Source organism: Kistimonas ophiarachnellae (assembly GCF_057552235.1).
This window is the reverse complement of sequence record NZ_BAAJPA010000022.1, coordinates 1-15,317: the sequence shown is the minus strand read 5'-3', so window position 1 is coordinate 15,317 and position 15,317 is coordinate 1. Positions and strand designations below refer to the sequence as shown.

Annotated in this window: 9 protein-coding genes; all 9 read left to right on the top strand. The window is 51.9% G+C overall.

What is annotated here, in order from left to right; genetic code table 11:
• The first annotated feature begins 169 nt into the window (after positions 1-169).
• Positions 170-946 carry an energy transducer TonB gene (locus AC27K1_RS20130; protein ID WP_487152587.1) on the top strand — a complete coding sequence of 259 codons (777 nt, stop codon included), beginning with the start codon at positions 170-172 and terminating at the stop codon, positions 944-946.
• A 77-nt stretch (positions 947-1,023) separates the two neighbouring features.
• Positions 1,024-1,707: a MotA/TolQ/ExbB proton channel family protein gene (locus AC27K1_RS20125; protein ID WP_487152586.1), complete on the top strand. Its 684-nt coding sequence runs from the start codon at positions 1,024-1,026 to the stop codon at positions 1,705-1,707.
• Complete coding sequence (locus tag AC27K1_RS20120) at positions 1,704-2,126, top strand: ExbD/TolR family protein (protein ID WP_487152585.1); 423 nt, start codon at positions 1,704-1,706, stop codon at positions 2,124-2,126. Before AC27K1_RS20125 ends, AC27K1_RS20120 begins: the two co-directional genes overlap by 4 nt.
• 2 nt (positions 2,127-2,128) lie before the next feature.
• Positions 2,129-2,998, top strand: a complete 870-nt coding sequence (locus AC27K1_RS20115; protein WP_487152584.1) for a heme/hemin ABC transporter substrate-binding protein — start codon at positions 2,129-2,131, stop codon at positions 2,996-2,998.
• A gap of 271 nt (positions 2,999-3,269) precedes the next feature.
• The gene (locus AC27K1_RS20110) at positions 3,270-4,316 is read left to right on the top strand and encodes a FecCD family ABC transporter permease (protein WP_487152583.1); all 1,047 of its coding nucleotides are present in this window, start codon (positions 3,270-3,272) and stop codon (positions 4,314-4,316) included.
• Between the two features lie 2 nt (positions 4,317-4,318).
• Positions 4,319-5,098 carry a heme ABC transporter ATP-binding protein gene (locus AC27K1_RS20105; protein WP_487152582.1) on the top strand — a complete coding sequence of 260 codons (780 nt, stop codon included), beginning with the start codon at positions 4,319-4,321 and terminating at the stop codon, positions 5,096-5,098.
• A gap of 93 nt (positions 5,099-5,191) precedes the next feature.
• Positions 5,192-6,073: a ChaN family lipoprotein gene (locus AC27K1_RS20100; protein ID WP_487152581.1), complete on the top strand. Its 882-nt coding sequence runs from the start codon at positions 5,192-5,194 to the stop codon at positions 6,071-6,073.
• Between the two features lie 260 nt (positions 6,074-6,333).
• The gene (locus AC27K1_RS20095) at positions 6,334-6,531 is read left to right on the top strand and encodes a hypothetical protein (protein ID WP_487152580.1); all 198 of its coding nucleotides are present in this window, start codon (positions 6,334-6,336) and stop codon (positions 6,529-6,531) included.
• Positions 6,532-7,079: 548 nt separating this feature from the next.
• A partial coding sequence (locus AC27K1_RS20090) for an Ig-like domain-containing protein (protein WP_487152579.1) occupies positions 7,080-15,317 on the top strand: 8,238 nt, incomplete at its 3' end.

Sequence of the window (15,317 nt, the reverse complement as noted above, 5' to 3'; positions counted from 1 at the left end):
AATTATCGTGAATGGGGCGCACTATATCGTTGACATGCGTCAAACGCAAATCATTCTCATTTGTATTTTTGTTGCTGCGAATATACGCTTTGGTTATGATGTCGCCTGTTTTTAAATGCTTTATATGTAGCTGGTCGCTGTAACCCGCGGCCAGGTGCAGGATCGATCCATGAACCAGAATTCATTCACCTCCCGGGCCCTTGAGGGCTTTTACAGCAGTGGCAGGGCCAGTGTCTGGCTGATGCTGGTGGTGTCGGTGGGTGTGCATGTTGCGTTACTGCTGACCCTGCCGGAAAAACAGGCGCAGGCGAATACCTCGCTGGGCGCACTGGCTGCGCCGGTCAGTGTCAGTGTCAGTTTTGCGGCGGTTCAGCAACCCGCCGTTGTGCAGCAGGAAACCCCGGTTAAGCCAGAGCCGGAACCGGAGCCGGTCAAACCGCCGAAACCCCAAAAGATTGTTGAAGAGTCACGCATTGTGCAGCGGCCAGAGCCGAAGCCTGAGCCGGTAAAACAGCCGGAGCCCAAAAAGGAACCGGTGGAAGTCGCTGAGAAGAAACCGGAAGTGGTTGAGCAGACAGTGGCTCAGGAACAACAGCTGGCCGCTGAGCAAACCACAACCGTAGAGGCAGAGAACACCGGTGTGGCGGATGACATTGTCGTCGTTACCGATCCGATGTTCCGCAGTACGCCAGATCCGCTGAACTATCCGCGGGCTGCCCAGCGCCGGAACCAGGAAGGCAAGGTGCTGGTGGAAGCCATTGTCGATGAACAGGGAAACACCATGGATCTGAAGGTGGTGGAATCCTCCGGATTTGCCCTGCTGGACCGCGCCGCACTGAAGTGGGTGGCGGCATTGGAATTTATGCCCGGCAGTCGCGATGGGGTTGCCCGGTTGTCACGGGTTCATATGCCCGTTGTGTTTGCCCTGAAGGGACGGCGCGGATAGGCCTTTTATTCACTATCCACTTTATTCGTTTTGTACCAAAACCATTTTTTGAGTTTGTTAGATACAGGTAATTCATTATGTGGCAAGAATATCTCTCACGTTTGGGGCCCGTCAGCTGGCCGCTGATCGTACTTTCCTGCCTGTCACTTGCGTTTATCCTTGAGCGGATGCTCACTTACCTGATGCTTCCGTCGCTCAGCCAGCGCCGGGTGCGGGGCATGATGGAGAATGTTCAGAAGCATCGGGCCGAGAATCGCCAGAATGATCTGTGCGCCAACCTGTGCACACAGGGACACTGCCTGAGTAAGGGGGTGGCGGTATTGCTGAGCCATGCCGGTAGCGGAAAAGCCGTGCGCGAAGAAGTGGCTGGTCTCTGGCTGCTGCGTCAGCGTCAGCGTCTGCAGGCCTGGCTGCGTTTCCTGATGCTGATCGGTGTATTGAGCCCGATGATTGGCCTGTTGGGCACAGTAATCGGCATGATCGACATGTTCCAGGGCATGGCCATGAGCACCGGTCCTGTCACGCCGGCGGTGCTGGCGGATGGTCTCTGGGTCGCCATGTATACGACGGCCTTTGGTTTGATCATTGCAATTCCTTCACTGGCGGCCAGCCATGGCTTCACCCTGTGGTCTAACCACTATATTGGTCGGCTCGAATTTGTTCTCAACCACGTCAACCTGCTGCTGGAAGGCGTCAACATGACCGAAAACGGCATGAGTGATGATGGTCGGGTGGTGGCCTTTCGGGAACGGGCGGCATGATCAGCATTTCCCATAATGATGAACCCCAGGGTTCACTGCTGCCTGACCTGACGCCCCTGCTGGATGTCATCTTCATTGTCATGGTGTTCCTGATGTTCACGGCGAATGTTGCGCCTAATGTGCTGAAGGTGGATCTGCCCGAAGCGGGTGCTGAAGCGGCTGTCACCCTGCAGGAACCGGATACGCTTGCCGTCAACCTGATGCCCGGGGATGAAGGCTGGGCCATCGACGGTCAGCGGTTCTCCGATTGGGATGCGTTTGCCTCAGCATTGAAGCAGCGCGTTGCCAGTCAACCGGAGCGTCCGCTGATGATTGCCGGCGATCGCAATGTACCCATGGAGCGCCTGGTTCAGCTGTTGGCGTTCCTGCAACAAAATAATATGACGGCTGCACAGATTCAGATGGAGGATGCACGGTAATCATGGTTACGCTTCGGAAGTCCCAGTGGTTGAAGCCGCTCAGGTCAGTCACAGCCGCGATCAGCCTGGCAGTGATGACGGTTGCACAGGCTGCAGAAACACCGCGTATTGTCACGGTCGGCAGCAGTGTGACGGAACTGGTCTACGCCCTGGGTGCCGGAGAGCAGGTTGTGGCCGTGGATGTCACGAGCCAGCAGCCTGAAGCCGTACATGAACTGCCAAAAGTCGGTTACCACCGCGCGCTGTCGACGGAAGGCGTATTGTCTCTGCGTCCGGATCGGGTGATTGGTTCTGATGAAATGGGTCCCCCGCCAGTCATTAAGCAGTTGCAGGCGACGGCGGTAAAAGTGGATATCCTGACCACGGATGCCTCACTGCAGAATTTGTATCACCGGATTGAACAGACGGCTGCCTTGTTGGATAAAACCCGGGAAGGTGGTCAGCTGCGGGCCAAAATCCAGCAGGATATTGATGCAGCCAAAGCCAGGTTCAAGGGCGAGAAGCCCCGGGTGCTGTTGTTCTTATCTCATAATGGCACGCCCATGGTGGCGGGTGCTGGCACGACCGCAGATACGCTGATTCAACTGGCCGGTGGAACCAATGTGGCTGCCAGCCATTTTGAGCGTTTCCGTCAGGTATCCGACGAAGCGGTATTGTCGATGCAGCCGGATCTTATTCTGATTACTCAGTCGTCCCATGAAGCACCCGATGAATCCAGGATACTGGCTATGCAGCCGGGGCTGGCCATGACCCCTGCCGGTATGAACAAACGTTTTGTGCCTGTGGATGGCTCATTGCTGGTCGGCGGACTGGGACCTCGCGTGGGTGAGGCTGCACTTGCGCTGGCCACCGAGTTTTATCCGGAAAGCTGATTTTGTCTGTTGCGAGATCGTGCAATGTACAGGTGTTCATGCCTATTACTGATGGCTTCTGTAAGTATTATGTAAATCGCATGTTAAAAGCGTCAGGAATATCAGCGCTTACATCTATACTGGGTTCCTCTTCAGTCACCTGATACTGAATGCTGGCAGGAGGGCAGGGCATAATCCCTGTCCCCGGAACAGATAGCAGGGTATCGCCCGCCGGAATGTCGTCATGGTTGCGCTATTTACCGGTCGGGTTGTTTGAGAGTTGTTTTACGCAATGGATAGAGAAAAAAAGGCCCGTCTTTTTTTTACGGGACTGCTGATACTTTTACCCCTGGTTATGCTGCTGTCTATTGGTACGGGACCGATTCCGGTGTCACTGGCAGATACCGTGGATATCCTGATGTACCGTCTGGGGCTTATTTCCGTTGAACCTGACCGACAGCAACAGCTGATTGTTGAAGCGATTCGTCTTCCCCGGACATTGCTGGGCGTGCTGGTTGGCAGCAGCCTGGCAGCCTGCGGCGCCGCCATGCAGGGGTTGTTCAGGAATGCGCTGGCCGATCCCAGTATCATCGGTGTTTCCAGTGGCGCGGCACTGGGGGCTGGGCTGGGTATTGTTCTGGGCGGCACCTGGCTGGTTTCCGTGACCGAGTTATTCCAGGCGTATACCGTGTCTGTTGCCGCGTTTGTCGGTGGATTCACATCAACCTTGCTGGTCTATCGAATCGGTACAACCAGCCAGGGTACTTCTGTAGCCACCATGCTGCTGGCAGGCATCGCGGTTAGCGCCCTGAGTGGCGCGGGCATTGGCCTGATGAATTATGTGGCCGACGACACCATGCTACGTAACATGACCTTCTGGCAGATGGGCAGCCTTGCCAGCGGGAACTGGCAGACCATCATCATGGCGGCGTCCTGCCTTATTCCCCTGCAATTCTTATTGATTAGCAAGGCGCGTGGTCTGAATGCCCTGTTACTGGGGGAATCTGAAGCCCGGCATCTGGGGCAGGATGTACAGAAACTCAAGCTGCAACTGATCCTGATTACTGCGTTGGGTGTGGGCGTGGCAGTTGCTGTAGCGGGCATGATTGGTTTTGTCGGACTGGTGGTGCCTCATCTGGTAAGACTCTCCATTGGCCCGGACCATCGCTGGCTGCTGCCTTCTTCTTGCCTGCTGGGTGCGATGATCCTGCTGGTTGCTGACATTATTGCCCGTATTGTGATTACCCCTGCGGAGTTGCCGATTGGTATTGTCACCGCATTGCTCGGTGCGCCCTTCTTTATTTCTCTCCTCTGGCAGCAGCGCAACAGGATCGGTTGAAGATGATCTGTTTGAATATTGATGGCGTTTCCGTCAGACGGGGTTCCCGGGAATTATTGTCCGATGTTTCGTTAACGCTCAGCGCCGGTGAAGTCGTTGCGGTGCTGGGTCCCAATGGCGCCGGAAAAAGCACGCTGTTCCGTGCTGTTACGAATGAATATCTGCCAGAAAAGGGTCAGGTTTTTCTGGGCGAAAAACTGGTAGCAGACTGGGCGCCGCTGGAATGCGCATTGCAGATGGCAATACTTCCCCAGTCTTCCTCCCTGAATTTCTCCTTCACGGTGAATGAAGTCGTGCAGATGGGGCGGACACCTCACACCAGCAGCCGGGAACATAATCAGGATATTTGCCGTCGGGCGCTGGTCGAAGTGGATGCTTTGCATCTGGCGAATCGCAATTACACTCACTTGTCAGGCGGTGAGAAGCAGCGTGTTCATCTGGCAAGGGTTCTGGCCCAGATCTGGGAACCACCACTGGTGGGTAACCGGGTATTGCTGCTGGATGAACCAACCTCTGCGCTGGATCCGCGGCATCAGCATCAGACGTTAGCTGTTGCCCGTGCGTTTGCCAGCCAGGGCGTCGGGGTCATTGTTATCCTGCACGATCTGAATCTTGCCGCTCAGTATGCGGATCGCATTGTGATTCTGAAAAATGGTAAGAAATGTGCGGATGGCTGCCCGGCAGAAGTGCTGACTCAGGAAACCATTCAGTCGGTATTCGATATCCGGGCCATGATTATGGCGCATCCGGTGCATGGTTATCCGCTGGTTGTGGCTGAATAACGGTTTGGCTGTTATCCAGAAATGAGGTTTGAGCGGGCTGGATGGAATCTATCCTCACAGTACGTTTGTTGCGATGTCAGAAGGATAATATTGATGACGGTTTCCCACCTTTTAAAAGGTTTTACGGCAGCTTGCCTGGTTCTGGGGATTTCTGCCTGTAGTGTTTTGTCTCAGGAAAAACCGCGGGAATCACAGCGCATCCGGGTTGTCGAAACAGGTCAATCGCTGACCCAGCCAGACCTGTTAACTACATTGGCCACATCAGATTATGTCATCCTTGGCGAACGACACGACAATGCCTCGCATCATGCCTATCAGTTGGAAGTGCTTCAGGCGCTATACCAGGCTGGCTGGTTGAAGCAGTTAAGCCTTGAGATGTTGCGTCCTGGTCAGCAGGCAGGTATGGACAAGGCTTATGCCAGAAAACTGCCGTTTTCTGATGAACTGCGCGATACGATCGGTTGGGACAAGAACTGGACCTGGGAATATTACGGCCCCATTGTTGCCTGGGCGATTGCGAACCAGGTGCCTGTCCGCTCTGCCAATATGGATCGTGATGAATTGATGCAGATTTATCGCGAAAAAGCGACGCCATCCAGGGCAATACTCAATGACGCTGCAATCGCGAAGATTCGTGAACAGATTCGTGAATCGCACTGTGGCATGGCCGATGACACCATGCTGGATGCCATGACACGTATCCAGCAGGCTCGAGATACCCGTATGGCTGAGAGTCTGCTGCTTCGTGAACGGGGAGTGGCTTTGCTGGCTGGTGCATTTCATGCCCGCAGGGATGTCGGGGTTCCACGTTATGTTGCCCAGTTGAATGGGCAAGCCAAACTGGTAACACTTGGGTTTGTTGAAGTCATGGATAATGAAGAGCCTGCTTTGGCAAAGCAGGCGGATGTTTATGATATTGCCTGGTTCACCGGCTCCGTTAATCGTAAAACACCCTGCGAACTCATGAAAAAGTAGCGATTTTATTCACATAAATGCGGATTCTTAAAGTAACAGGATCCGCATGTGCTATTGGGAATAAAATAAAATCTCGTTTTTATTTCTAATTAATATAATTATTGGTTTTTATATTTTTAAAAATAATAAAATTTGAGTAAAAATGATCCGCTCATAATGTTAACTTGATGTCCTCTAACGCTCACTAAATTAATCACTTCTATTTTCCATTGTTTTGCCATAATGGATGCGAGCATTTTTAAGGTAGAAGGAGTCGATGAATGGACATAATTGCACTTTTTTCCGGGCTCAGTCCGGTAGGTTGGTTTTTAGTGACAGTGGCCATTATCGCATGGATAGTGTCTTGTTACTGGATGGGTGAATTTTCCGAGAAGCGATGGGGAGATCGTGAATCGGGAGCACTTCTTGGCTTTTTTGCACCAGGATTGTTTCTTCTGGTTTTTTGGCTAATTCGCTAATTAATGAAAAATAGCGTTGTTTGTAATCTTATAAATAATCAAGTGGCTGATATTTATCTCATAGGTATTGCCGACGACTACATATGTGAATCTAAGCTTATAAAGATAAATTGTTTTTTTGCGGACACCATTGAATCCTGTCTGGATCTGACCACTGTTACTGGTAATACGGAAATATCAGTAAAAGACCGGACGAATGGGCAAATGGCCCAAATATTTGTTCTGGATTTTATCAATCTTTCCGCCATAGGATCCGAATCAGGGATTATCAACAATTGATGGAATAACGGTGATTTGAATATTGATCAGCATTTTTTAAATTAAAAAACGAATGGTTATTTCTATATTGTAGTTTGGTTTTTGGGGAGAAGATTTGGTTTTTCAGGGCTTTTGAATTTGATTGTCCTTTTAGTCTGACCCTTAAGACGAGGTTTTATTGAAACTAAAATTAAAAGATGGATTTTAAACGTTGCCTTAAAGAATACCTGTTCAAATAGTTATAAAGGAAATAACGGTCGAAATGCTTATTTCGATGACAAGGAGTTGTTATGGCAGATGAACCATCCAGGGATGCCGGGGAAACTTCCGGTACCCCATCCTCCGGCGAACATTCTGAGAAGGTCGACAATCAGGTTGAAAAGAAGCAGGGCGCTGAACTACAGACGTCATCACAGCCTGCCTCTGATCAGCAGGGATCAAGTTCTGTAGGCCCAGAGGGTGGCCCATCAGTTGGGGATTTTGCTGAGCAACCTGCATTTGATGGAAGCCCAGAACCTCAGGATTTTGCTGAGCAACCTGCATTTGATGGAAGCCCAGAACCTCAGGATTTTGCTGAGCAACCAGCATTCGATGGAAGCCCTGAGTCTCAGGTTTTTGTGACTAATCCTGACTTACAGAAAGGGCTGCCCCAGGAAGAGCTGCAGTATCCCGATTCCGGCTTTCAAAAGAATCAGGAAAGCTGGGTCTACCGTTCTGAGCCTGATCCCACCATCCCGTCAGCGCCCTCAGCTGAGTCGGATTCTGAAAGGCGCGGTTCATTTAGTGACCAGGCGCGACAGGATGACCGGTTCAGTAGCAGCCAGGCTTCACAAACCCTATTGTTGCCGGATTCTCCGGCATCGCCAGACCCTCTGCTGTTACCAGAAGTGGCTGACACCCCGCTCCAGGAAGTGGATGTCCAGGAGAGCCGGGAGGATGAAAGCCTGAAAGAAGAAGAGCGTATTACATCGCTCCTGGTGGAAATTGATGACATTGGTATCAAGGATATCAATGATATCAATGAGCAGGATGCAGAAGAAGAACCCACAACAAAGAGCACGGTCATGGTAAACCATGCCCCGGTGGCCGTGAATGATATCGGGACGCTCAGTGAAAACAGTATTTTTGGCGTTGATGTTGTTGCCAATGACACGGATAAAAACAGTAATGATCAGCTAACTATCCAGCCAGGTTCTGTCACGCTGATGTCTGCCCGTGATGGTGATGGTAAAGCGATTTCTCTGGATACCTCGCAAATTATTCAGAAAGACAACCGGATTGAGTTTGATCCGGGGCAGGATTTTGATTTTCTCACGATTGGGGAAACGGCCAGGGTACAGATCAGTTATACGGTTCAGGACAATGCCATGCAGCCTGAAACGGATAATGGCATTCTGACTCTGACCATCACAGGGGTTAGGGAAACCGCTCGCGCGCAAGACGTAGAGCTGGATGCGGTTGATGATCTGTCAGCGACCATCGGTGCTTTTTCCGCCATAGAAGAGTTTGATACCAATCCCTACCATTACCGCATCCTCCGTCAGCCTGATGAAGGGCATGTCACTAATAACCAGGATGGCACCTTCAGCTTTGAGCCCGGTGATGATTTCAGGGACCTGGCGGCAGGAGAAACACGACAAGTCAGGTTTGTCTATGAGGCTGTTGATGAAACCGGTGCTCCCGGTACTGCACCTGCCACGGTCACATTGACGATCACGGGTACCAATGACCGTCCCGTTGCGGAAGTGGTGAATGTTGATCCGCTCTCTGAAGACAGTTCCGTCGTATCCGGACATTTCCGGGTAACCGATGCAGATATATCAGACACTCACACATTCAATATCCTGAGCCAGCCTTCACAGGGTACGGTGTCTAATAACCAAGACGGTACCTTCAGTTTTTATCCCGGGACAGATTTCACGGATCTGTCTTATGGCGAAAGACGGCAGGTTACGTTTACCTATGAAGCGGTTGATGATTCAGGCACTGCCAATGCTCAGAGTATTCCTGCAACGGTGGTGTTGACCGTTATCGGTACGAATAACCAGCCGGAAGCTTTAGTGGTTGCCATCACTGATGCCGTAGAAGACGGTACTGCGCTAACCGGCAGTTTCCGTGTTAATGATGTCAATGTGCTTGATACACATACCTTTAATATCCTGACACAACCCCGGGAAGGTCAGGTTGTTAATAATAATGATGGCACCTTTAGCTTTAATCCGTCTTCTGGCTTTCAGGACCTGGCGGCAGGTGAAACACGACAGGTGACATTTACCTATGAAGCGGTAGATAGCACAGGCGCAGAAAATGCCGTCAGTGAACCTGCCACGGTGACCATTACTGTAACGGGAACCAATGACAGGCCAACAGCAAGTGACCTCAGTGTTGTACTGGATGCTGCTTCCAGTTCAACAGTAACTGGCCGATTCTCCGCGCAGGATCCTGATACATCTGACACCGTCGTATTTAACCTGCTGACCCATCCTCCACAGGGAACAGTCATCAATAATCATGATGGCACCTTCAGCTTTGATCCGGGTACTGCCTTTGATGACCTGGCGACCGGAGAAACACGACAAATAACGTTTACTTATGAAGCTGTTGATGACTCCGGCAATGCAAATTCTCAAAGCGAAGCAGCTACTGTCACGATCACGGTCAGAGGCACCAATGACGCACCGGTTGCCAGTGTGGATAACGGTACAGGGCATGAACACGAAACCCTGTTGCTGGATGTACTGGCGAATGACACGGATGTTGATCATAACGATGATTCATCCCGCTTCTCGCTCGATACTGTGCAGCTTGTCGATGGCAACGGAGATCCGCTAACCGGCAACGGTAGTGTGAGAATCGTCAATAACCAGCTCGAGTTTAATCCGGGGAATGATTTCAATTACCTGGCAGCGGGTGAAACGGCAACGGTTACCGTGCGCTACGTCATGTCAGATGATGAAGGCGCCAGTGCCGAATCCACTGCCACGATTACTGTGACAGGTACCAACGATGCACCGGTTGCCAAAGCGGATTTTCCGCTCAGCGAAGAGGGATTGATTCCGGCTCTCTCCTCAGCCAGTGACGAGGGCATTCGGGTTACCAGCAGTGGTGAGTTGTCCAGTCATTTTGCTGCCTGGAAAACCATGGATAATGTTGACGCATCAGCTGCCAACAATGTGAATTCATGGGCAACAGCGGGTCAATCAGGCTGGTTACAGGTGGAACTGGCGAATGCTCACAGCGTCATGCAGTATTCGCTGACAGGGATAGCCCAGACGGTAGGCAGGGAACCGTCAGAGTGGCAACTGCTGGCCAGTAATGATGGTGTCAATTTTGTGGTTGTTGACACGCAAACCGCTGAAACCGGTTGGGCTTCGCGGGAAACGCGTACTTATACATTGTCTGAACCGGCTGAGTATCGTTATTTCCGCCTTGATATTACCGACAATAATGGCGACAGCTATACCGGGCTGGATGCATTCCAGTTGTTTGAAGGAACCAATACCGATTCTGTAGGCACCGAGCATGAAGTGCTGTCAGTTGATGTACTGGCCAATGATATTGATCCGGATAACAACAGCGGATCCAGCACATTTACCCTGAATACGGTTGAGACTGTTGATAGTGATGGCAACCCTGTAACCGGCCAGGGGGCGGTGACGGTCGTCAATAACCGGCTGCAGTTCGATCCTGGCAATGATTTTGATTCGTTGGCTGTGGGGGAATCCGCAGTGGTCACCGTGCGCTATGTGATGTCTGACAGTGGCGGTATGACATCGGAATCGACAGCGCGAATTGTCGTTAAAGGCACGAATGACAGGCCAGTAGCTGAGCCTGTTTCTGTCACTCATGTGGTAGAAGACAATGGTTCCATTACTGCTTCTTTCAGCGCCACTGATCTTGATACATCAGATACGCACACATTCAACCTGCTAACCAGCCCGCAGGAAGGTTCGGTCATCAACCACCATGATGGAACCTTCAGCTTTAATCCCGGTAACGATTTTCAGGATCTGGCTTTGGGCGAAACCCGTCAGGTTACGTTTACCTATGAAGCGATAGACAGTTCCGGAGCCGCCAATGCTGCCAGTACCATTGGTACGGTGACAGTGACAGTCACAGGCTCCAATGATGGGCCTGTAGCTCTTCTCGACACGGCTCAGATAACGGAAAACAGCAGTATCACTGTCGATGTCATTCACAACGACAAAGATGTTGATAGCACCGATACGCTGAGCTTAAAGAGCGGGACAATCAACCTTGCCAGCGCGGTAGATCAACAGAATACGGCGATCACGTTGTCCAGTGCGACGGTCAGTCAGGTTGGCAATAGCATCCAGTTCGATCCGGGAACGGATTTTGACTTCCTGGCTGACGGCGAACAGGCAACTGTCACCGTCACTTACCAGGTGCAGGATAACCATGGTGGAACCGGTCAAGGTTCATTGACCATTACTGTAACAGGCAGTAATGATGGCCCCGTGGCTATGGCTGAGAGTGCGACGACTGCAGAAGCGAGTCCTGTATTATTGGATGTGCTTGCCAATGATAAGGATGCAGATGCAGGGGATTCCCTCACGCTTGAGAGCGCCACTATTGTTGACAACAATGGTGATCCATTAACGGGACATGGCAGTGTCATTGTCGTCAATAATCGACTGCAGTTCAGCCCCGATAGTGATTTTTCATACCTCGCATCCGGTGAGACAGCGACGATCCGTGTTCAGTATGACATTTCAGACAACGCCGGTGCACGATCACAGGCAATCGCAACCATCACCGTAACAGGAACCAATAGTCTACCTGTAGCAAAAGCTGATACAGCCAGCGGACATGAGAATGAAGTGCTGACCATTGATGTGCTGGCGAATGATACAGACATCGATCATTCGGATTCGTCGGCTAGTTTCTCTCTCGACAGCGTACGGATTGTGGATGACGAGGGGAATACGCTTTCCGGTCAAGGCAGTGTCAGCATTGTCAATAATGAGCTCCGTTTTGATCCTGGTAATGATTTTGATGGCTTGGCTACAGGTGAAACCGCGACGGTAACGGTTCGCTACATGATGTCTGATGATGAGGGTGCACTCTCTGAATCCAGCGTCACGATTACTGTCACCGGTACCAATGATGCGCCCGTTGCCAGCGCGGATTCTGCACTCAGTGATGAGGGACTGATTCCTGTACTCAATTCAGCGGATGAGCAGGGCTATACCATTACGGCCAGTGGGCAGTTGAGTGACAGTTTTGCAGCGTATCGTGCCTTTGATCAGGTGGATGCTTCTGCGACTAACAACACCAATTCCTGGGCGACCCAGGGGAGCTCTGGCTGGTTGCAGGTTGAATTGCCTGCAGCAACAAGCATCTTGCAGTATTCCATCAAGAGCATTGCGCAGGCAGCCGGTCGGGAGCCATCAGAGTGGCAACTGCTGGGAAGTAATGATGGTGTCAATTTCACAGTGATTGACAGCCGCTCCGCCGTGACGGACTGGTCCCCGAGGGAAACGAAACAGTTTACCTTGTCAGAGTCGGCAGAGTTCCGGTTCTTCAAAATAGATATTACCGATAACAATGGTGGCGCCTATACCGGCATGGATGAGTTCCAGCTGTATGAAGGTACCGATACAGCGTTAGCGGGTACTGAACATGAAGTGCTCACTGTTGATGTGATCGCCAACGATAAAGACCCGGATCTTAATGATAATGCAGAGAACATGATTCTCCGTACGGTTGAGGTTATCAATGATTCTGGTGATCCGGTATCTGGACGAGGTACGGCAACAGTCACCAATAATCAATTGGAGTTTAATCCGGGTAATGATTTCAATTATCTGGCGGCGGGTGAAACCGCGACTGTAACAGTGCGTTATGTGGTTGAAGATGATGAGGGTGCCAGCTCTGAATCAACCGCAACGATTACGATTACAGGTACGAACGACAGGCCCACTGCAGAAATGGTCATGGTCGGTGCTACTGAAGATGGCACCGGGATGACCGGCAGCTTCAGTACCGCAGATGCAGACGCAGCCGATACTCATACATTCAACATCCTGACCCAGCCGGCTGAAGGGACGGTCATCAATAACAATGATGGTACTTTCAGCTTTAATCCAGGCAGTGACTTCCAGGATCTGGCCGCAGGAGAAACCCGTCAGGTTACGTTTACCTATGTAGCGGTGGATGATTCCGGTGAGGCAAATGCCACCAGTGAACCGGCCACAGTGACCGTTAGGGTCACCGGTACCAATGACAAGCCCACGGCAGAAGTCGTCAGTGTCAATGTTGCTGCTAATGGCGCTGCAGTGAGTGCCAATTTCAGTGCAACGGATGCAGATACCACCGATACCCACACATTCAATATCTTGACCCAGCCTGCTGAAGGCACGGTTATCAATAACAATGACGGCACCTTCAGTTTCAACCCGGGCAGTGACTTCCAGGATCTGGCCGCGGGAGAAACCCGTCAGGTCACGTTTACCTATGTGGCGGTGGATGATTCCGGTCTCGGAAACAACACCAGTGAACCGGCCACGGTCACGATTACGATCACCGGTACTAATGACAAGCCCACCGCCGAAGTAGTGAGTGTCAGTGCCACGGAAGATGGTGCGGCAGTGACCGGCAATTTCAGTGCCACGGATGCAGATACCACCGATACCCACACCTTCAACATCGTGACCCAGCCGACAGAAGGCACGGTAACCAACAACAATGACGGCACCTTCAGCTTCAATCCGGGCAGTGACTTCCAGGACCTGGCCGCGGGAGAAACCCGTCAGGTCACGTTTACCTATGTAGCGGTTGATGATTCCGGTCAAGGGAATGCCACCAGTGAACCGGCCACGGTCACGATTACGATCACCGGTACCAACGATAAACCGACAGCGGTGGTTGAGAGTGTCAGTGCCACGGAAGATGGTGCTGCGGTAACGGGCAACTTTGGTGCCACGGATGCAGACACCACCGATACCCACACCTTCAACATCGTGAGCCAGCCGGCAGAAGGCACGGTAACCAACAACAATGACGGCACCTTCAGTTTCAATCCGGGCAGTGACTTCCAGGATCTGGCCGCGGGAGAAACCCGTCAGGTCACGTTTACCTATGTAGCGGTTGATGATTCCGGTGAAGGGAATGCCACCAGTGAACCGGCCACGGTCACTATCACGATCACCGGTACCAACGATAAACCGACAGCGGAAGTTGAGAGTGTCAGTGCTACGGAAGATGGTGCTGCGGTAACGGGCAACTTTGGTGCCACGGACGCAGATACGACTGATACCCATACATTCAACATCTTAACCCAGCCAGCTGAAGGCACGGTGACCAACAACAATGACGGCACCTTCAGTTTCAACCCGGGTAATGACTTCCAGGATCTGGCGGCTGGAGAAACCCGTCAGGTCTCGTTTACCTATGCAGCGGTTGATGATTCCGGCGAAGGGAATGCCACGAGTGAACCCGCGACGGTCACAATTACGATTACCGGTACCAACGATAAACCGACAGCTGTGGTTGAGAGTGTCAGTGCCACGGAAGATGGTGCTGCGGTAACGGGCAACTTTGGTGCCACGGATGCAGACACCACCGATACCCACACCTTCAACATCGTGACCCAGCCAGCTGAAGGCACGGTGACCAACAACAATGACGGCACCTTCAGTTTCAATCCGGGCAATGACTTTCAGGACCTGGCCGCGGGAGAAACCCGCCAGGTCACGTTTACCTATGTAGCGGTTGATGATTCCGGTGAAGGGAATGCCACCAGTGAACCGGCGACGGTCACTATCACGGTCACGGGTACCAATGATGCGCCAGTCGCTGTAGCTGACACCGGCAATGCTTCTAGCGTGGGTGCAACGACGCTGGATGTACTTGCCAACGATACCGATGTAGACAGTGATGATACTGCGGCCAACTTCAGTCTGGATGCAGTGACCATTACCGGAATAACCGATAGCGATGGCAGCCGCACTACCAATGGTGGTTCCGTTCAGATCGTTAATAATCGACTGGAATTCAATCCGGCGGGTGATTTTGATTACCTGGCTATTGGCGAAAGTGCCACGGTAACTGTCAGCTATACCATGAGTGATGATGAGGGTGTGACGTCAACAGCCACCGCGACGATCACCGTCAGTGGTTCCAACTATCAGCCGGTAGCAGAACTTGTTAGTGTAAATTCGGCAGTGGAAGATGGTGGTGCGGTCTCTGGTAATTTCAGTGCTACCGATGCCAACCTGAGTGATACCCATACATTCAATATCCTGACCCAGCCGACTGAAGGTTCGGTTACCAATAATGATAACGGCACCTTCAGTTTCAATCCGGGCAGTGACTTCCAGGACCTGGCCGCAGGAGAAACCCGTCAGGTCACGTTTACCTATGTAGCGGTTGATGATTCCGGTGAAGGCAATGCCACCAGTGAACCCTCGACGGTCACTATCACGGTCACGGGTACCAATGATGCGCCAGTCGCTGTGGCTGACACCGGCAATGCTTCTACCGTGGGGACAACAACGCTGGATGTG